Raw genomic sequence first — 19433 nt, 5'->3', positions numbered from 1 at the left:
CCGCGATATTCGCTGCTGTGTTGTGCGCAAGTTCAGACTCTGCTTACGATAGTGCCTTTTCTGCATTTCGCAGCGACTCTCGAATATCTGCTTGATCGAGTACTTCGTCGAGCGTCTTACGTACGCGCGCGATTATCTGTTCCACCTCGCTCTGGGTGATGCACAGAGCCGGAGCGAAGCCGAGGATGTTGTCGCCGAACGCTCGGAAGATGACCTTGTTGCGGTACGCAGCCTCGAAAATCCGTTGCGAGAGATTGAGCGAAGAATCAAAGCGGGTTCGCTTTTCTTTGTCGGAGACCAGCTCAACTGCGCCGAGCAGCCCGCGATGACGCGAATCGCCTACAAGCGGATGGTCTAGGAGGCTGTCGAGCCCAGCAGCAAAGTGAGTTGCTTGGGCTGCTCCATTGGCAAGAAGACCGCCTTGACGATAGAGGCGCAATACTTCGAGGCCGATCGCAGCACTCACCGGATGGGCGGAGTATGTCTGCCCATGGCCAATTGGGTCCGCGCGACCGCCGCTGTCGGCAATGCCTTGATAAACCCGGTCAGACATCAGGACTGCGCCCATCGGCGCGTAGCCTGCTGTCAGTCCCTTGGCGACAGTCATCAGGTCAGGTTCGACATCCTCTGCTTCACACGCGAACATCGGCCCCGTGCGCCCAAAGGCGGTAATGACTTCGTCCGCAACGAAGAGGATGTCGAGCCGGTTGCATGCGTCGCGTATGGCTTTCAGCCACCCCTTCGGGGGAACAATGACCCCCCCCGATCCTTGAACGGGTTCGCAAAAGAACGCAGCGACATTTTCCGCACCCAGCTCGGAGACCTTCTTTTCGAGGGCGGCTACGGATCCCGCGATTATTGCTGCAGCGTCGTCTGGCGTCGCGCTGCGATACGGATAGGGCGACGCAATATGGTGCTGGGTCGCCAAGGGTAAATCGAAGTTCCGATGGAAGCTCGCAATGGCAGTCAGACCCGCACCGGTCGAGGACGAACCATGGTATCCGCGCTCGAGAGCGATGATGTGTTTCTTCGACGGACGTCCAGTGGCATTGTAGTAGTGCGTGATGAATCGCACGGCCGAATCGACGGCATCCGAGCCTCCAAGAGAGAAATAGACGTGGCGAAGCGATGCCGGTGCGAGCTCGACCAATTGCTCCGCGAGCTCAATGGCAGGTGCAGAGGCAAAATGGAAGTAGCCGGTAGCGTAGGGCAGGCGGGCCATTTGCTCAGACGCTGCCCGAACGATGCTTTCGTGTCCGTAGCCGGTATTGACGCACCACAACCCGGCAAACGCATCGAGCAGTTCATTGCCGTCTGCGTCCCGGAGCCACACGCCGCGGCCGGATTCAAGAATGGTTGCGCCGCGCTCTTCATGGGCCCGGTAATTGACAACCGGATGGATGAGGTGCTTGCGATCAGATTCGATAAGTGACGCAATGGACATGGTGTTCCTCGTTTCAATGTTTGACAGACGGCAATTCATCCGGCGTGACGGCAGCAACGAACGCTTCCTTTAAACCGGCGGACATATCGAAAAAATGCTGAATCAAGTGTGAATCGGGGTCGAGAGGGACCAACTTCTATACGCTTTCTTTCTCCACCGACATTGAGTTGGTTTGCTGCGAGGTCTTGACGACAGCGCGACGATCGAGCCACTGGGCAAGATGGATTGCTGTCCTGCCGGTTGAATTTCGGATTTGCGAACGGCAACTGAAGCCATCACTGACGATTACAGTGTCCTGATGCAGTGCATGGACTACAGGCACCATTTCGGAGGCGGCGACTTCCCTTGCAAGGCTCGCGGTTTTTGAGTGGTACCCGTATGCGCCGGCCATCCCGCAGCAGCCCGTCGGAAGTATGCTGCCCCCGCGGGTAGCCCCTTTGAGCAGTTGGGATTCCGCTTGCATGGCGTCACCATGTTTCTCGACGAGCTCTAGAAGACTCGACACGATTTCGGCGCGTCGCCCGCCCGCCGCAAGATGCTCCTGCAGTATCTCGGCATCGGTTGGGCCCACCCAAAATTGAGCGCCATCGTACGTGAGAACTTCCATCGATTCGACGTTTTCGGCGGTCTTTCCTGCCATGACCGAGTGTGCGCCACACGAGTTGTTGCCGACCATGCCGCCGATTGTGCAGCGACTGTGGGTGGCAGGATCGGGGCCGAACGTTAGGCCCTCCACGGCCGCAGCGTCCTTTAGCTGGTCACAAATCACGCCCGGCTGCACAATCGCAGTGCGGGAGGCGGCGTCAATCTGCTCGATAGCGGTGAGGTACTTGGATACGTCGATAACGACAGCGGCATTGACCGACTGGCCGCACATGGATGTGCCTGCTCCTCGTGTCAGGACGGGCACGTCGGCTTCGTGACACGCGCGCACTGTCTCGACTACGTCATCGAGACAACGTGGAATGACGACACCGATCGGGACTTGCCGGTAATTGGATGCCTCGGATGCGTACGCCGCACGCGTGCCGGCGTCGAACCGGACTTCGGCACGCGTGTCGGCGATACGGCGCTGGAGTGCGAGCCTGGAGTTGAGGTCGTTCCGGCGTGAGGCTTTTCCTGAAGTCATTTCAAAGTAGCGCGGGCGCAGTTCGAGGGAAACGGTGCACCACGCGAGTGCGCAAGTGCTGACGCCTCCTATTTGACCGCCCAGCTACCGCAAAGTCATCCTACTAAAGATAGGGAAATTAGACTCAATCGTTCAGAATTCTGTAGAGGGCCATCGCGACCTGAATCTCAAATCGCATGCGTGGATCCTCGAGTGACACAGACAGGACGCTTTCGATGCGCTCGAGTCGGTAGCGGAGAGTGCTGATATGTATCCCGAGTGCTTTGGACGTATTTGCGAGCTGAAAGCCTTCGTCAGCGAGGCAGGCGAGCGTTTCAAGGAGTGACTCCCCACGCCGCTTCTCGGTGAGAGGCTTTACGAGTCGCTCTATGAGCATGTCGCGCGCGGCCGCATCTCCCATCAACGTCCTCGGGAAAAGGATTTCGTCGAATTGATGTATCCGCCCCGGTCGCAGAGAGGGTACTAGCGCGTCGACATCCTGGGCGCCTGTCGCCATACCCTTAACGCCGGTGTGTACGCGACTGACAGCCAATGCCGCATGTCGGTCTGTAATGGCTTCCCACAACGTGTTCAGAGGCGCGTCGGCTGGGACGATGAATTTGATCTGATTGAGCCAGATCGCGAGCAACTCCGGCAGTTCGCGAGCCCGTAACTGACGCTTTAGCGATTCTATCCAACCTTCCCGTCGAGCGAGGCCATCCGTCGTGAGCGGGATCGGCTCGTCCAGCAGAACAAGACATACTCGATACTGCCTCGAGTCACTCCATCCACATACACGAGCGCGCTCCAGTGCGCTGGTTGTTGGATTGAACTCACCGTCCAGCAGCCCCGCTACGAGTGCATAACCCAGTCTCTCTTCCTGCTGGACAAGTTGCCGCTGATGCATCAAATGGAGCGCGGCGACAACGCTCGCATGTTCGATCGCGCGCGAGTCTAGCTCGTGGCTAGTACCTCCGGTGAGATCCAGCCAAATCAACCCGACCACCGCGTCTTGAAGTCGCACGGGCAGGCATAGTCTCGAGGTTGGACCATCTGGCAGCGCGAATTCCACGACCGTAGGGTGAGGTGCGTCGACCAGACGCAGCGCCTGTGTGTCTTTATGAATCGCGTCGACGAATTGCTGTTCGATACGCTTGATAGTGTCGACGTCCTCCGAACCACCGAGTACGTGGCCATTGATATCGGAGAAAGTGACGGGCCGGCCGAGCAGAGTGCTCAGGGCAAGGGCGATGTCCGAGAGGCTGGATGCGAAGACAGCGGCATTCGTTAGCGCGCGATGAAGCTGCTCGGACCTTTCGATGATTTCAGCCTGGAAGTTGATGATCTTTTCCAGTATCTCGTGCGTGACTTGACTGAACGGCACCTCCCAGGGAAGCTCAAGGAGAGGCACACCAACCCGGTCGGCCTCCTCGATAGCTGCTGGTGGGAAACGGTCCCGAAAATGCGGAACGGCCAAAACGACTCCAGCAAGGCCGACTTCGCTGAGTTTTCTCACGAGGTTGCGCGAGGCTTCTTCCTCTGTGGGCCAGTTATATCCTGTTGTAAGTAACAGTTCGCCAGGCTTGATCCAGTCAACGATGTCCGGATGGTCAACCATGTGGACCCAGGTAATTTCCCGGTCGAGATTCTGCTCGCCGGCCACGACTCGGGCGTCACGAAGCACTGTTTCGAGGATCGCAGTCTGAAGTCTCATTGAATCTTTTCCATTGTCCTTTTCGGGTACGAAGAAGCGCAGCAGTGGCCGATCTGGAACGTACCATCTTTGACGTAAGGGCAGAAGACTGCTGGTTCTCGTCGTAGCGGCGCTGGAAATGCGGCACGCGCAGCCCCCAATCACCACAAGCATTCCGGTGCGATGACAGCACAACGGGACCCATCTGTCGCGCAGGGCCGCCTCCATACCTCTCCGCCTTATTGTGGAATTGGATGGTAAATCGTCCAGCAATAGAGAGGGTATCAGGCAAAACACACAAAAATAACTGGCGTGCGTCCTACGCCACGTAGGTATCAGCTCGATTTCTGGCTTCCTACTATTGGTGAACTTCAAGGAGGAGGCTCATGAGCAACGTGGAGAATTTGCACGGCGACCTAGCCGCAATGCGCGATACATATGTGCCCCGCGGTGTAGCAACTGCGCATCCGCTGTTTGCTAGCCGTGCGGCTGGCGCGTATCTCTGGGATACGGCGGGAAAAAAGTATCTCGACTTCGTCGGAGGTATCGGCGTGTTAAATGTTGGGCACAACCATCCTGCCGTTGTTGCTGCCGTGCAGCAGCAACTGACAGCCTTTTCGCATGTCTGCTTCCAGGTTGTCGGTTACGAACCGTACATTCGCCTCGCGGCCCGCCTCGCGGAGCTTGTGGGGCCCGGACAAGGCTACAAATCGGTGTTCCTCACTACCGGAGCTGAGGCAGTCGAGAACGCCATCAAGATCGCTCGTAGTTACACCAACCGCCCCGGTGTTATCGCATTCAGAGGCGGTTTCCATGGCCGGACGCTGATGGGGATGTCGCTTACCGGAATGAGTTCACCCTATAAGCAAAACTTCGGGCCATTCGCTCCCGATGTCTACCATGCGCCGTACCCGAATTCCTATCACGGGATCTCGACGAGCGACGCGCTCGCCGCGATTGACCAGATTTTCAGCACGCAAGTAGCTGCGGATCGAGTCGCGGCGATCATCTTGGAGCCGGTTCAAGGTGACGGCGGCTTTTTGGCTGCTCCGTCTGAGTTCATGAAGGCGTTGCGTGAGCTGAGCACGAAGCATGGCATCGTTCTGATCGTCGATGAAATTCAGACGGGTTTCGGGCGTACTGGGGAGATGTTTGGCTTCCAGCACTCGGGCGTTCAACCCGACTTGATCACTGTCGCGAAAAGTCTCGCCGGAGGACTGCCGATCTCGGGTGTTGTAGGCCGAGCGGAAATGATCGAAGCGCCGCAGCCGGGTGGACTTGGCGGCACATACGGTGGCAACCCTCTCGCATGTGCGGCGGCGAATGCGGTCCTCGATATTTTTGAGCAGGAGGACCTGCTTGGACGCAGCCGGAAAATTGGAGCCTTGCTCCGCGGCGGTCTCGAGTCCCACCGCGAAAAGCACCAGGAGATGGGCGAAATCCGGCAGACCGGCGCGATGGTTGCAGTGGAGCTTGTGGTGGACCGTGCGACCAAAGCACCCGCAGCGGCACTCGTTCAGCGCGTTCTCGATGCTGCACGAGACGAAGGTCTGCTTTTGATCAAATGCGGTGTCGAGCGTAATGTCATTCGATTCCTCGCGCCCCTTACGACGTCCGATGAAGACGTCTCCGACGCAATTGAAATTTTTGGTCGGGCGCTCCAAAGCGCAAAGCTTGCTGACTAATGCGCCTGGCCGCGTAAGGAGACCGGCCCTCGGCGGGCCGCATTGGGCGTCGTGCCTAGATTGGGGAACGACTCGCGGTCGTCACCATTTGGGCCGACAGACTATGAAAAAGGGAAACAAATGACTTCACTTTCAGCCAGGCAGCCCATTCGCGCAGCGTTGGGCGCCTTCCTCGGAACGATGATTGAATGGTACGACTTTTACTGTTTCGGAACTGCTGCAGCTCTCGTCTTCGGGGACGTATTTTTTTCCTCGAATGATCCTGCAGTCGCGGCGTTTGCGTCGTTGGGAACGTTCGCAATTGGATTTGTTGCTCGGCCTTTTGGTGCGCTTGTTTTCGGTCATCTTGGCGACCGCATTGGGCGTAAAACAACTCTGATTGTTACGCTCCTGGTCATGGGGACAGGTACGACCCTGATGGCGTTCATCCCGAGCTACCACTCAATCGGCATCAAGGCCACCATTATTTTGGTGGTCCTGCGTATGGTGCAAGGAATCGCCGTTGGCGGTGAGTGGGGTGGAGCCGTTCTCATCGCGAGCGAGCATGCACCTGAGCGGTGGCGGACCTTTCTCGCAGCCGCTCCGCAGTACGGAAGTCCAGTTGGTTTGATCCTCGCCACGTTGATGTTCCGCATCGTGTCGAGTCTGCCGAAAGAAGATTTTCAGTCGTGGGGATGGCGAATCCCATTTCTCGCGAGCGCCTTGCTGGTGGCCATAGCCTTGATCATTCGTCGCACTGTTGATGAGAGTCCCGAGTTCGAGCGTCGAAAAGCGCAACGTGACGTCAACCACGTTGCACCGTTGCGTATGGTCCTGCGAAACCACAAGAAGGCGCTTCTGATTGGCATTGCCCTGTGTATGCACGCAAGCGCGGGCTTTTACTTCCTGACGACGTTGATGATCACGTACACGACAACCTTCTTGAAGGTGCCCAAACCACAGATTCTCGACGTGGTCGCGTGGTGTGGTGCCGTTGAACTCGTCGCGCTGCCTGTCGGGTCATTGATTGCTCATAAGATTGGCGAGCGGAAATTCCTTGTCTTGGTGACCGGCGCTCTCTGCCTATGGGCACTTCCGATGATGCACTTGATTGGCTCTGGCAACATCGTCGATATTGCAATCGGCATCTTGGTAGCCATCGCTCTTATTGGCAGTTACTACTCAGTCTTGCCATCTTTCCTGCCGCGAGCGTTTCCGGTGGAGATGCGTTATACGGGTATATCTCTGAGTTTCCAGCTGTGTGGCGCAATTTTCGGAGGTACGACGCCGTTGATTGGGGTTTCGTTGGCGAAGACGTTTGGTGGGGATTGGTTGCCATTGGGGATCTTGTTCTTGTTGATTTCCGGAGCAACGTTCTTGGCAAGCGTCTTCATTCCGATGGAAGAGCCCGAGAAGCGTGGTGAGGACACGATCGAAACCGAGCGCATGAACGCCTCCCAATCGGCGATCCCTTCGGCAAACCGAATCCCTTGAGCCCTTTTCGCGCGGGCGGGCGAAGACCTGCGCGCTGGTATCCGGTCGAACGTCCTTAGTACGCCGCTCCTGACCGGCAACAGCAATGCTCGGGGATCAATGAACTAGCAGAGCTTTGAAACGGGCCTTGGTCGGACGGCCACCCAAGTCTCAACGTGAACGAGGCGGGCGGCAGCAGGAAATGGGAGCATATCGCAGTTGCGTTCGACGAGTTCCGACCCTAGGGCCAGGAGCTGGTTATCCAGTCAACAGACGGTTGCGCCTTTCACGATCTCTGTCGCGCAACGTCGGGATTGACCACAACGTGTTGCGTGCTAGATGCTCGAGAGGACTTCCGCTATTCTGTCGGTTGTTTAATAGCCACGCCGTAATGACCATGGATCTCGACAAAATCGACGCTCGCATTCTTGACCTTGTGCAACGTAACAATCGCCTGACCAGCGACGAGCTTGGAGAAAAGGTCGGATTGTCCGCAACTGGAGTCCAGCGTCGACTGAAGCGTTTGCGATCAGAGGGCGTGATTGAAGCAGACATTTCAATAGTTTCACCCAAGGCGATTGGCCGGAACGTTACGATGTTGGTCCTGGTCACCTTGGAGCGGGAGCGGGCGGACATCGTTGACCGCTTCAAGCAGGCGATCTGCAATACTACCGAGGTAATGAGCGGCTTCTACGTTACTGGTGATGCAGACTTTGTTCTACTGGTTACTGCAAACAATATGGAAGACTACGAGCAATTTACCAGGCGTTTCTTCTACGAGAATACGGATATTAAGTCTTTCAAAACGATGGTTGTTATGGATCGCGTTAAAGCTGGCTTTACTCTGCCGATGCCTTTAGGTGCGTCAATTTAGATTGGTTCGGAAAGGAAGGCACCGGCAAAGTCATGTCTATTTTTCCTTGACCGCTGGGATGGTGTTGTGAACTGGCATCGACGGTCTACAAATATTCTCTCGATGATTGGGAAATATTGATAGCTTCGTGTGCTCCCGATTTCGGTTTCTTGTCCAATCGATCGAGAGGGTGACATGGCGTGCGAGCGGATACGGACGTCTCACGGAGTAAAAAGAGCTCCTAAACATCGCGCGACGTAAAGGAGCTAACTCCCGGACCTAAGAACGGTTATAGAAGCTTAGGAATGCGTCGGATCTTTGGCCAGTTCGTTCTCAACCTGTGAGAGCGCCTGACGAGCAATGCCAACGATGTCGTCGATCTCCGCCCTGGTAATCGTGAGCGGAGGAGCGAAACCCAGGATGTCACCGTGCGGCATCGCGCGAGCGATCAACCCGCGGTCTCGAGCGGCTTTCGACACTCGTGCCCCGACCTTCAGTTGCGCGTCAAAGCGTTGCTTGGTCGCCGGCTCAGCAACGAATTCAACCGCTGCCATGAGGCCAACACCACGAACCTCACCAACGATCGGCGAATCGCTGAACGCGTCCTCTAGTGCCGTCTGGAAATATTCGCCGACGTTTGCGGCATTTCCGGGGAGGTCCTCACGCTCGACGATGTCGAGGACTGCATTTGCAGCTGCGACGCCAATCGGATGGCCAGAGTACGTGTAGCCATGCGAGAAGGCACCGACCTTCTGTGCACCTGCGTCGAGCACCTCATAGACCTTTTCGCCCACGATACATGCCGACAGTGGCGCGTACGCCGACGTGAGCCCCTTCGCGACGGTGATGAGGTCCGGCTCTATCCCGTACTTTTGCGATCCAAACATCGCGCCGGTACGACCGAAGCCTGTGATCACTTCGTCTGCAATCAGCAGGACATCATATTTCGCCAGAACCGGTTGGATCGCTGCCCAGTAGCCTTCCGGTGGGGGCGTGATGCCGCCCGTGCCGAGCACAGGTTCAGCGATGAATGCACCGACCGTTTCCGGGCCCTCACGAAGAATGAGTTCCTCCAGCTCGCGAGCACGACGTGCCGAGAACTCCAGCTCCGTCTCACCCGGATTTGCACCCCAATAATAATGGGGTACGCCCGTATGCAAAATGCCTGAGACCGGCAGGTCCATGTGGTCGTGATAGAAGCTCATACCCGTCATCGAGCCGGACACAACTGAGCACCCGTGGTATCCGCGTTCACGCGCGATGATCTTCTTTTTCTTCGGCAGCCCGCGAAGATTGTTGTAGTACCAGACCAGCTTCGCCTGCGTTTCGTTGGCGTCGGAGCCGGAAAGGCCGTAGAACACCTTGCTCATCTTGCCCGGCGCCATCTTGACGAGGCGGTCAGACAGTTTGGCAAGCTCCTCCGTCGTGTGTGCGGCGTACGTGTGGTAATAGGCGAGCTTGTAGGCTTGCCGCGCAATCGCCTCGGCGACTTCGTCGCGGCCGTAACCAACGTTGACGCAGTAGAGGCCGGCGAACCCGTCAATGTACTCGCGGCCTTCGGCGTCGCGAATGCGAATGCCCTTGCCACCTTCAACGATCGTGGGATCTCCGGCCTTCCCGGCAGCAAAATCGTGAAGCTGCGTGAACGGATGGAGGACCGAATTGCGATCCATTTCCGAAATCTTCTTGATATCCATGTCTATCTCCTTAATCCTTCAAATTGCCGAAGCAGGTGTACTTCTGCTCCATGTAATCACCCATGCCGTAGCGCGATCCTTCCCGCCCAAGGCCCGACTGCTTCCATCCCCCGAACGGAATCGATGCACCCGTGAACTTTGGCGTATTGACGGCCACCATCCCGTACTCCAGTCGATCGGACATACGCATCGCACGATTCAGGTTGCTCGTGTATACATACGCAGCGAGACCGTATTCGGAATTGTTTGCGCGTTGCAGTACTTCAGCTTCGGTATCAAACGGCAGGATTGCGGCGACCGGACCGAACGTCTCCTCCTTCGCAATATCCATGTCATCTGCAACGTCAGCCAGAACTGTCGGAGGAACGAACTGGTGCCCCAGCGGAGAGATGCCTCCACCTGCAACGACGCGGGCTCCCGCGCTTACTGCCTGCCCAATCTGATCGCGACATTTCGCAGACACAGACGGACGAGTCATTGGGCCGATGTCGGAGCTGGGATCCAGACCATGTCCCACCTTCAGCTCTTTGACAGCGGTCGAAAACTTCTCCACAAACTGCTCGTAGATGGATCGCTGGACGTAGATTCTGTTTGCAGCAAGACAATCCTGGCCAGACGTCGCAAACTTCGCATCAATACAGCCCTCGACCGCGACCTCGAGAGACGCGTCATCAAATACGATGAAAGGTGCGTGACCGCCCAGTTCCATCGAGACCTTCTTGACCGTCTCTGCCGACTGGCGCAGCAGGATTCGGCCCACCGTGGTCGAACCGGTGAAGCTGAAGGAACGGACCTCCGTAGCTTCAAGAAGACGTTTGGACATCTCGGCCGCGTCGCCGTTGATGACCTGAAACACACCCGCCGGCATACCTGCTTCTTCAGCCAGTTTTGCGATGGCCAGCGCGCATAGCGGCGTTTCCGGCGCGGGCTTGATGATCATCGGGCAACCCGCTGCGAGCGCAGCGCCGGCCTTGCGCGTAATCATCGCGATCGGAAAATTCCAGGGTGTAACCGCCGCCGTCACTCCGATTGGGTGCCAGGTGACTGTCAGCCGGCTACCCGCCAGGTGGCTCGGAATAGTCTCCCCATAGGCACGTTCACCTTCGGCTGCAAACCAGTCGAGAAAATTCGCGGCGTACTCGATCTCCCCGCGCGATTCCTTGATAGGCTTGCCTTGCTCCGACGTCATGATTACGGCGAGGTCTTCGGAGTTGCTCCGCAGCAATGCAGCCCACCTTCGAAGAATCGCGCCACGCGCGGTCGGAACAAGTTCGCGCCAGCCTTCAAACGCAGCTCGCGCAGCATCGACCGCGGCATCAATGGCGTGCGCGGAAAGCATGTCCACTTGGGCAATCACCTCGCTGGTTGCGGGATCGATGACACTTATCTTCTCCTGGCCGGCTTTCCACGAACCGTTCACGTAGGACCGGTGTTCCAACAGGTCCGCGCGGCTCAGCGAAGCCAGTGCATTTCTTGCTAACTCTTTCACGACGTGTCCTTATAAGCTCGTCAAACGACGTATACATGGTAGCGTCGGTGCCTCGCTGAAAAAGCGCACTTGAATTGATTGTGACGTCGAATTCCGGCGATGTTCCTCTCGCTACGCAGCTTTTCAACGCCGCGTGGCATTGAGGGCGTATTCACGTCGAGGCGACTTGCCGCTACACGCTCGACCGCACGAACCACGGCTCTTGGCCCGGTGCACAACATCTGCGGGTAGTCAAACGACCGACGATTCCCTGCCAGTTGAAGGTCCGCACAAATTGTGCGCGAAGAAAGAAAAAACGCAGATTCTCTGCGTAGTGCAGCGACCAAACGCCGTATTGCGCTTTTATTGCCGGCGGAAACTCTCTTCATTCCAAATGAACTCGAGGAGAGGGGGCATGAAACCTGGCTCACGTCGCGAAGCCGTTCAGATCGGATATCTCGCTGCCGACAGTGCTTCGCAATGCAACGTGACGACTGAGTCCACTGACCACTATTCCGATTTCAGTGATCTCGCGCACGCTCGAACGGAACGGAAACAGCTATTTGGCGCTTCAGCAGAGGCGCATTCAATTGGATGGCATACGGCCTCCTATGGTGAAGCGCGTGTGGCGGATGGTTCCTTGAGTTACCCGTATTCTCGAAAGATTCACGACCGCGTTGTTGGAATCTGGCAGACCTGCAAGATGCATCCTGGAAATTCAGAGAGCACGAATGAGCACAGCACCTTTACTCACTGTCAAACAACTGACGCCCGAGTCTTTTTCTCCGTTTGGCTGGGTGTTGGGTAAAGCGATGGCGACTGCGGGCGACAAACCGTTCTTCAAAGGCCCCACGCTGTCGATGTGGCGGGAGCACCTGTTCGATACGGGGACTCCGAACAAGACCGAAATTGTGTGGGGTAACTTCAGCGACGATGACCCGATCGTGCGCACTCTCGAGACACGCTTGTTGACTCAGCAAGCGGTTGTGCCACTGACCGGGCCGTTGATCCAAATTGTTGCTGCCAGCAATGCATCTGGTGGCCCTGACATTGACTCAATCAGAGCCTTTGAAATTCCAATAGGCATGGGGACGTGCGTGCGCCCGGGATGTTGGCATGCAATCCGTGTGTCGAAAGGCGAGGTTATGGCCCTTCTGCTATCTCGGCAATCGACAACTTACGATTTGATTGTCCACCTGCACACGGGATGTCCAACAGCAGAGAGTTCAAGGAATTCAATTGTGCCGCGTCGAGTAGCTTTGAAGGAGGTCGAGTCAAACGAAATTGTCGATGCCGTATAAATCTTTGCGTCAATACCGAAAAGCGCAGTGATTTTCTGAATCTCTATTTCGATTGTGGTTGCATGCCGATTGAAGGCATTCAATTCGAACGGCGTAGTTGTGCCTTTTGCTTTACATACGCTTATAACGCTACATTTTTAGTTATCTCACGTTCAATAACAGGTGGTTATCATGCGCAAAATTGGATCCCTTTCGTGTATTGCGGCGCTCTCGTCGCTTGCATATGCTTTCGCGGCCGTCTACTCGGCACAGGCGGTCGCAGATGAGACAGTGGTGATCGGCCATGTTGCTCCGCTCACCGGCCCTGTCGCACAGTTGGGTAAAGACAACGAGAATGGTGCAAGGCTCGCGGTTGAGGAGATCAACGCAAAAGGCCTCGTGATTGGCGGTCAGAAGGTCGTCCTGCAATTGGACGGTGAAGACGACGGCGCAGACCCGAGGACGGCTACCCAGGTGGCACAGAAGCTCGTTGACGAGAAAGTGGTGGCGGTCGTTGGTCACATGGAGTCGGGCACTTCGATTCCGGCATCAAAAATTTATAGCGACGCGGGAATTACGATGATCACACCATCGGCGACCAACCCGACTCTCACGCGACAGGGTTTCAAAAACGTCTTCCGCCTGGTAGCCACTGACGCGCAACAAGGTCCTGCGCTGGCAAACTATGCAAGCGAGAAACTGAAGATTAAAACCGTTGCGATCGTTGACGATGCTACGGCATACGGCCAAGGCTTGGCTGATGAGTTCGCAAAGGCGGCAAAAAACCTGGGTATCCAAGTCCTGTCTCGAGACACCACGAACGATAAAGCTGTCGATTTTCACGCCATTTTGACGAAAATCAAGAGTGAAAAACCTGACGCAATCATGTATGGCGGTCTGGATGCAACCGGAGGGCCTTTCACCAAACAGTCCGCACAACTCGGGTTGCAGGCGAAGATTCTTTCTGGTGATGGCGTATGCTCTGACAGATTGGAAGCACTGGCGGGAAGCGCGGTTGATCGCGTAGTGTGCTCCCAGCCCGGAGCGTCTCCGGAGAAGATGCCGGGTGGCGCCGCGTTCAAGGCCAAATATCAAAAGCGTTTTGGGCATGCGATGGAAATCTATGCACCGTTCACTTACGACGCTGTGTATATCGTGGTAGATGCGATGCGACGTGTGAATTCGACAGATCCAGCAAAGATTCTGGTTGCGACGCCGGCCACCGACTATCACGGCGTTACTGGTGAAACCAAATTTGATGAGAAAGGGGATCTTCGGAACGGTGTGATTTCGATCTTTGACTATCAAAACGGGAAGAAGACGTTCGTCGACCAGGTGACGATGTAAGCGGTTCCGTCCGGGAGCAACTGGTCGAGTCGAGCTCCCGGATGTTTGTTTCTCAAGTTTGAGAAATAAAGTAAAAAGAGGGCTTTCGTACATTCGAATTTTCTGAATTGGATTATTGAAGGAGCGAAAATTAATTTTATGAGGTATTGGCAATGAGCGAAATCTCAAGTGATGCCGAATTTCCAAAGCTTCGAAATTTTTTCGATCGCGCGGAATATCTAGTTCGCTTAGAAAAAGTACGTACCGAGATGGTCGCGAGAGGCATGGATTTGCTGATCGTGTCGGACCCCGCCAATATCGGTTGGATGTCGGGGTACGATGGCTATTCGTTTTACAACCATCAATGTGTGGTTGTTTCGATGGATAACGAACCCGTCTGGTTCGGACGCGGCATAGATCTCAACGGCGCCAGGGCGACCACTTACATGGCCGATTCCGCATTGTTCGCGTACCCGGAGGAGTATGTTCAGCGCGACTTGCATCCGATGGAGTACCTTGCTCGCGAAGTGATTGCGGGTCGTCACTGGGAAGGTTTGGCTGTCGGGGTGGAAATGGACAGCTTCTACTTTTCTGCGGCGTCGCTTATCACACTGCAGAAGCATTTGCCGAAGAACTCATGGGTGGATGCGACAGGGCTCGTTAACCGTCAACGCGCCGTGAAATCGGAAACCGAACTGCGCTATATGCGGATCGGGGGGCGTATCCTCGAGAAGATGTACGGTCGGATTCTCGATTTGATCGAGCCGGGTGTGCGGAAGAACGATCTGGTTGCTGAAATTTTCGCAACCGCGATTCGGGGTGTGGATGATTTCGGTGGGGATTATCCGTCGATTGTGCCTCTGGTTCCGACCGGAATTGAGGCTGCTACCCCTCATTTGACGTGGGACGATTCGAAGTTCCAGCGCGGTGCGGGTACCTTCTTCGAAATTGCAGGGGTTTATAGAAGGTACCACTGCCCGTTGTCGAGAACGGTATATATCGGTCAGCCTCCGCAGAAATTCCTGGACGCCGAAAAAGCGGTTATTGAAGGAATTGAGGCTGGGCTTGAAGCTGCCAAGCCGGGAAACACGTGCGAGGATATTGCAACGGCCTTCTTTTCTGTCATGAATCGGCACGGCATTCAGAAAGGTGGTCGCGTGGGATATCCGATCGGAATGAGCTATCCGCCAGACTGGGGCGAGCGCACTACGAGCCTGCGCGTCGGGGACAAAACAGTGCTGGAGCCGGGCATGACTTTCCACTTCATGCCTGGCCTGTGGTTCGAGGACTGGGGACTGGAGATTACCGAGAGCATCGTTATTACACCGACAGGTTCATCATGTCTGTGCGATGTTCCGCGGAAGCTCTTTGTCAAAAACTGACTTGTTCTAAGTTGACGTGTGTTCCGGGAGAAGTGGAGGAGGGCATTGCTACTCAATTTCTCCGGAGCGCTGTGAGTTGATTGTTGTGCGAAACGGTGACGACCGGGGCGCCGGTGATGTCGAATCTTGGTCTTTTCATCGGAACGTCGGACGGCAATCCGAGTGGCGAGGGCCGACAGCGGGTGTTTCGGATCTTGCGCGAAGCCGAAGGTCATGAGGGTGCCTCTGAAGATCCCGGTGGGTGTTGCAGCATCACGGAACAGAGGTTTTACGAGTGACGCTGTAAGCCGATGCGCGCACTTTTGCAAAGTACTCAATTTACTGACTAAGGTGTTCTGATCTGCCGCGAGGCGCCACACGAACTTTTATCAAGGAGTGACCCGATGCGGGCTTCACCGATAACCCCCACTGTCGATTTCGATGCCGATGGCGAGCAACATGGGTTCTTGAAACTGCCGTACTCACGGGACGATTCTGCGTGGGGCGCGGTCATGATTCCGGTTGCGGTCGTGAAACGCGGTGAGGGGCCAACCGTCTTGCTTACGGGCGGGAACCACGGGGACGAATACGAAGGCCCCGTTGCGTTGTCGAAGCTTGCGGGCGAGCTTCGCGCACATGACGTGCGTGGACGGGTCATTATCATTCCGTTCATGAACTATCCGGCGTTCCAGACCGGTACACGCACTTCGCCGATTGACGCGGGCAACCTGAACCGCAGCTTCCCTGGCAGGCCCGACGGCACCGTGACGGAGAAAATCGCTGACTACTTCCAGCGGTACCTGCTCCCGCTTGCGGATTACGTGCTCGACATTCACGCTGGCGGTCGCACTCTCGATTTCGTGCCATTTTCCGCGACCCACGTGCTCGACGACAAGGCTCAGCAGGCACGCTGCGAGGCCGCGATGCGAGCATTCGGCGCCCCGTACTCGATGCGGCTTCTCGAACTCGACAGTGTCGGGATGTTTGACACGGCAGTCGAGGAGGCTGGCAAGGTGTTCGTATCGACGGAACTCGGCGGCGGCGGTGCGTCAACGGCGAAAAGCGTCGCTATTGCTGACCGGGGCGTGCGTGGGTTCTTGCGGTACGCCGGCATCCTGGAGGGTGATGGGCAACCGGGTGCGGAGAGGCGCACGACGACACTCCTCGATATGCCGGACGGATCCTGCTACACCACCAGCGACCGCGGCGGATTGCTGGAGATGTGCCGCGACCTGGGCGAAACGGTTACGTGCGGCGATGTGCTTGCACGCATCTACGACACGAGTCGCACCGGCGTGCCGGCGGTCGAATACAGAGCACGGCGAGACGGGATTGTCGTAGCCCGACACTTTCCTGGGTTGGTGAAAGTCGGCGACACGATCGCGGTTGTTGCAATAGTCGTCGAGCGCGATGTGGCAGTGGCTGGCTGAGTTGTTCTCGGATACGCGCGATCGCTGCTATCGCGGCTATTGGATCGCGCCGGCCCATTCAACCTGTAACGTCTTCTGTAAAACAATCCCGATCTCTCAACTTGTACCGATTGATCTGGGCGAAAATAGCTTTTCTTGAAGCGTTCCAGGTTGGCCCAGATCGTGTGGATCATCGATGGCCACGGGCGCTTGACGACCAGGGGCATCAAACGCAATCGGGAGCAAGTATGCGAGTCGTTGTGTTGGGCAGTGGGGTCGTCGGAGTCACAAGTGCTTACTACCTGGCGCTTGCAGGTCACGAAGTTACGGTCATTGATCGCGAGGCCGGTCCGGCGCTCGAAACCAGTTTTGCGAATGCCGGGCAGATCTCGCCAGGTTACGCCGCGCCGTGGGCTGCTCCAGGCATTCCACTAAAGGCAGTCAAGTGGATGTTCCAGAAGCATGCGCCGCTTGCGATCCGCCCGGACGATGAAGACAAGCAATTCCAGCTTCAGTGGATGTGGCAGATGCTGCAGAACTGCACGGCCGAACGTTATGCCGTCAACAAGAACCGGATGGTCCGGCTTGCTGAGTACAGCCGCGATTGCCTCAAGGCCTTGAGAGTGACCACTGGCATCCAGTACGAGGGACGCACGGGTGGGACACTCCAGTTGTTCCGTACACAGCAACAGCTTGATGGTGCCGCCAAGGACATCGCGGTGCTGAAAGATGCCAATGTGCCGTATGAGCTTCTTACGCGAACTGAATTGGCGCGGGCCGAGCCTGCGCTTGCGGCCACGGCGCACAAGTTGACTGGAGGCCTGCGACTGCCCGGGGACGAAACCGGAGACTGCCAACTATTCACGACGCACCTCGCGGCATTAGCCGAGCAGGCCGGGGTGAACTTTCGCTATAACACGACCATTGATGGCCTCGTGGTCGAAGGCGGAAAGGTGGTCGGGGTGCGGCATGGCAGCAAGCTAGTGCACGCCGACGTCTTCGTGGTCGCGTTCGGTTCCTATTCGACCAAGTTCCTTTCCGGCATCGTCAAGATTCCGGTTTATCCGCTCAAGGGCTACTCGATCACGGCCCCCATCGTCGACGAAGCAGCGGCGCCGGTCTCCACCGTGCTCGACGAGACCTACAAGATTGCCATCACGCGCTTCGACAAGCGCATTCGCGTTGGTGGCATGGCGGAAATCGTCGGCTTCGACAAGGGCTTGAGAGAAGCTCGGCGCGAAACGCTGGAGATGTGCGTGAACGACCTTTTCCCTGGAGGAGGCGACACGTTAAAGGCAACCTTTTGGACTGGGTTGCGTCCGATGACGCCAGACGGCACGCCAATCGTCGGCCGCACGGCTTTGCCGAATCTTTTGCTCAACACGGGGCACGGCACCCTAGGCTGGACGATGTCGTGCGGCTCCGCTCAGTTGCTAGCGGACCTCGTGTCGGGCAAGCAGCCTGCCATCCGCTACGACGACCTTAACGTCTTCCGGTACGCCGGCGGATCACCTGCGCCCGCCAATTTCGAGTTCGGATGAACGCTCCCATGTGTTGCGCGGTGCCGAAGGTTGTGCGCCGCGAGCCACAGAATCATTGCTTCGCCCCAAGGATCAACATGCCCCGCCCGCTAATTGCCTACATTCACACTGACGCTGCCATGCACAACTTAAACGTCATCAAACAGCGCGCGGCTAAGTCCAGCGTCTGGGCTATCATCAAGGCGAGCGCATACGGAAATGGTGTCGAGAGAGTCTATCCCGCCCTCGCCGAGGCGAATGCCGAGATCAAGCATGCGCGCCGGATGACTGACGCCTTCGCTGCAAGATAGCCCGAAACCAGAGCCAGACGGGCGTCGTCTGCTTAACGTGCATTATCCGTTTTCTGAAGCGACCCCTTGTAGCGAGGCTGCACTGAGACGAACCGGGCGAGCCTCCAAGTGTCCTGCCGGCCGATCGCCCGAGCCAGCCGATAAGCCAAAAAGTTCGACACGCCGACATAGCGTGCCTTGCCCAAGCGGACGACCAGATTGAGCGTTTCGATGGTCTCGTCGAGCGATGTCGCCGCATCGTCGATGTGGAGTTGATAAAGGTCGATATAGTCGGTTCCCAACCGCCGAAGCGACGCGTCGATCGCATCGAGCAGCTACTTGCGCGACGAGTCCTGATCCCACGTAGATGGTCCCATTGGACCTCCGGCTTTAGTCGCGACGATGAACCTGTCGCGCCTGCCTTTCAGCCAGCGCCCGGTGATCTCCTCAGTCCGACCTACGAGAGTCAAGTCGGCGCCCATTGGATTGGCGTTGGCTGTATCAATGAAATTAACGCCAGCGTCCGCGGCGACATCCAGGATTCGGTGAGAGGAGGATTCATCCGCCTGCTTACCGAACGTTGCGGTTCCGAGGCTTAGACGGGAGACCGTAAGGCCAGTGAGACCGAATCTTGTGTACTGCATGGCATGCACCTCGAGTGGAGAGTCGCGCAGGCGCGACTGGGCGGCGTAGATTACGCGCCGGTGAAGCGACGAAGCGCTTCCGCGGCATGATCCTGAATCACGGCACCCCCGAGATCAGCGAAGATCGCCGGTTGATCGACGAGAGTCTCGGTAAGCGTATTCGTACCCGCTCAGAGGGATGTTCCGGTTTCAGCTCATGGCCT

General features: G+C 56.8%; 13 protein-coding genes and 2 pseudogenes. 9 read left to right on the top strand and 6 right to left on the bottom strand.

The window, feature by feature from the left end; genetic code table 11:
* Positions 1-43: 43 nt before the first annotated feature.
* The 3 genes and pseudogenes from P3T22_RS05020 to P3T22_RS05010 form a co-directional block, all read right to left on the bottom strand.
* Positions 44-1444 carry an aspartate aminotransferase family protein gene (locus P3T22_RS05020; protein ID WP_429324380.1) on the bottom strand — a complete coding sequence of 467 codons (1401 nt, stop codon included), beginning with the start codon at positions 1442-1444 and terminating at the stop codon, positions 44-46.
* Positions 1445-1948: 504 nt separating this feature from the next.
* A pseudogene (locus tag P3T22_RS05015) lies at positions 1949-2573 on the bottom strand (FAD-binding oxidoreductase); the annotation flags it as partial.
* A 124-nt stretch (positions 2574-2697) separates the two neighbouring features.
* The gene (locus tag P3T22_RS05010) at positions 2698-4266 is read right to left on the bottom strand and encodes a PucR family transcriptional regulator (RefSeq protein WP_429324379.1); all 1569 of its coding nucleotides are present in this window, start codon (positions 4264-4266) and stop codon (positions 2698-2700) included.
* 365 nt (positions 4267-4631) lie between these two features.
* Here P3T22_RS05010 and gabT point away from each other — a divergent pair, with 365 nt between their 5' ends.
* The 3 genes from gabT (at position 4632) to P3T22_RS04995 (ending at position 8256) form a co-directional block, all read left to right on the top strand.
* Positions 4632-5930, top strand: coding sequence for a 4-aminobutyrate--2-oxoglutarate transaminase (gene gabT, locus P3T22_RS05005; RefSeq protein WP_429324378.1), 1299 nt, complete (start codon positions 4632-4634; stop codon positions 5928-5930).
* A gap of 120 nt (positions 5931-6050) precedes the next feature.
* Positions 6051-7403 carry an MFS transporter gene (locus tag P3T22_RS05000; protein ID WP_429324377.1) on the top strand — a complete coding sequence of 451 codons (1353 nt, stop codon included), beginning with the start codon at positions 6051-6053 and terminating at the stop codon, positions 7401-7403.
* A gap of 376 nt (positions 7404-7779) precedes the next feature.
* Positions 7780-8256 carry an Lrp/AsnC family transcriptional regulator gene (locus P3T22_RS04995; RefSeq protein WP_172176542.1) on the top strand — a complete coding sequence of 159 codons (477 nt, stop codon included), beginning with the start codon at positions 7780-7782 and terminating at the stop codon, positions 8254-8256.
* A 278-nt stretch (positions 8257-8534) separates the two neighbouring features.
* Here the strand turns inward: P3T22_RS04995 and P3T22_RS04990 are convergent, their stop codons facing one another.
* Positions 8535-9932: an aspartate aminotransferase family protein gene (locus P3T22_RS04990; protein WP_216673470.1), complete on the bottom strand. Its 1398-nt coding sequence runs from the start codon at positions 9930-9932 to the stop codon at positions 8535-8537.
* Positions 9933-9942: 10 nt separating this feature from the next.
* Positions 9943-11421 (bottom strand): NAD-dependent succinate-semialdehyde dehydrogenase, encoded by a 1479-nt coding sequence (locus P3T22_RS04985; protein ID WP_429324376.1) that lies wholly within the window; start codon positions 11419-11421, stop codon positions 9943-9945.
* Positions 11422-12131: 710 nt separating this feature from the next.
* Here P3T22_RS04985 and P3T22_RS04980 point away from each other — a divergent pair.
* The 6 genes from P3T22_RS04980 (at position 12132) to P3T22_RS04955 (ending at position 18607) form a co-directional block, all read left to right on the top strand.
* The gene (locus tag P3T22_RS04980; RefSeq protein ID WP_429324375.1) at positions 12132-12701 is read left to right on the top strand and encodes an ureidoglycolate lyase; all 570 of its coding nucleotides are present in this window, start codon (positions 12132-12134) and stop codon (positions 12699-12701) included.
* 171 nt (positions 12702-12872) lie between these two features.
* The gene (locus P3T22_RS04975) at positions 12873-14027 is read left to right on the top strand and encodes a branched-chain amino acid ABC transporter substrate-binding protein (protein WP_429324374.1); all 1155 of its coding nucleotides are present in this window, start codon (positions 12873-12875) and stop codon (positions 14025-14027) included.
* Positions 14028-14179: 152 nt separating this feature from the next.
* Positions 14180-15388, top strand: coding sequence for an ectoine hydrolase DoeA (doeA, locus tag P3T22_RS04970; RefSeq protein WP_429324373.1), 1209 nt, complete (start codon positions 14180-14182; stop codon positions 15386-15388).
* Positions 15389-15771: 383 nt separating this feature from the next.
* Positions 15772-16797 (top strand): N(2)-acetyl-L-2,4-diaminobutanoate deacetylase DoeB, encoded by a 1026-nt coding sequence (gene doeB / locus P3T22_RS04965; RefSeq protein ID WP_429324372.1) that lies wholly within the window; start codon positions 15772-15774, stop codon positions 16795-16797.
* Between the two features lie 227 nt (positions 16798-17024).
* Positions 17025-18317 (top strand): D-amino acid dehydrogenase, encoded by a 1293-nt coding sequence (locus P3T22_RS04960; protein ID WP_429324371.1) that lies wholly within the window; start codon positions 17025-17027, stop codon positions 18315-18317.
* Positions 18314-18607 (top strand): alanine racemase, encoded by a 294-nt coding sequence (locus P3T22_RS04955; protein WP_429324370.1) that lies wholly within the window; start codon positions 18314-18316, stop codon positions 18605-18607. The genes P3T22_RS04960 and P3T22_RS04955 overlap by 4 nt, the downstream gene beginning before the upstream one ends.
* Positions 18608-18675: 68 nt before the next feature.
* Here the strand turns inward: P3T22_RS04955 and P3T22_RS04950 are convergent.
* Positions 18676-19230: pseudogene (locus tag P3T22_RS04950) on the bottom strand (aldo/keto reductase); the annotation flags it as partial.
* Between the last annotated feature and the right edge of the window lie 203 nt (positions 19231-19433).

The organism is Paraburkholderia sp. GAS348 (assembly GCF_050434205.1).
GTDB lineage: Bacteria > Pseudomonadota > Gammaproteobacteria > Burkholderiales > Burkholderiaceae > Paraburkholderia.
The sequence above is the reverse complement of the archived record's forward strand: the minus strand, read 5'-3'. Positions and strand labels throughout refer to the sequence as shown.

Excerpts from the sequence above, each read along its gene's own strand:
- P3T22_RS04955 (WP_429324370.1), top strand. The coding sequence starts at position 18,314 with ATGAACGCTCCCATGTGTTGCGCGGTGCCGAAGGTTGTGCGCCGCGAG.
- gabT (WP_429324378.1), top strand. The coding sequence starts at position 4,632 with ATGAGCAACGTGGAGAATTTGCACGGCGACCTAGCCGCAATGCGCGAT.
- P3T22_RS05020 (WP_429324380.1), bottom strand. The coding sequence starts at position 1,444 with ATGTCCATTGCGTCACTTATCGAATCTGATCGCAAGCACCTCATCCAT.
- P3T22_RS05010 (WP_429324379.1), bottom strand. The coding sequence starts at position 4,266 with ATGAGACTTCAGACTGCGATCCTCGAAACAGTGCTTCGTGACGCCCGA.
- P3T22_RS04980 (WP_429324375.1), top strand. The coding sequence starts at position 12,132 with ATGAGCACAGCACCTTTACTCACTGTCAAACAACTGACGCCCGAGTCT.
- P3T22_RS04995 (WP_172176542.1), top strand. The coding sequence starts at position 7,780 with ATGGATCTCGACAAAATCGACGCTCGCATTCTTGACCTTGTGCAACGT.
- doeB (WP_429324372.1), top strand. The coding sequence starts at position 15,772 with ATGCGGGCTTCACCGATAACCCCCACTGTCGATTTCGATGCCGATGGC.
- P3T22_RS05000 (WP_429324377.1), top strand. The coding sequence starts at position 6,051 with ATGACTTCACTTTCAGCCAGGCAGCCCATTCGCGCAGCGTTGGGCGCC.
- doeA (WP_429324373.1), top strand. The coding sequence starts at position 14,180 with ATGAGCGAAATCTCAAGTGATGCCGAATTTCCAAAGCTTCGAAATTTT.
- P3T22_RS04960 (WP_429324371.1), top strand. The coding sequence starts at position 17,025 with ATGCGAGTCGTTGTGTTGGGCAGTGGGGTCGTCGGAGTCACAAGTGCT.
- P3T22_RS04975 (WP_429324374.1), top strand. The coding sequence starts at position 12,873 with ATGCGCAAAATTGGATCCCTTTCGTGTATTGCGGCGCTCTCGTCGCTT.
- P3T22_RS04990 (WP_216673470.1), bottom strand. The coding sequence starts at position 9,932 with ATGGATATCAAGAAGATTTCGGAAATGGATCGCAATTCGGTCCTCCAT.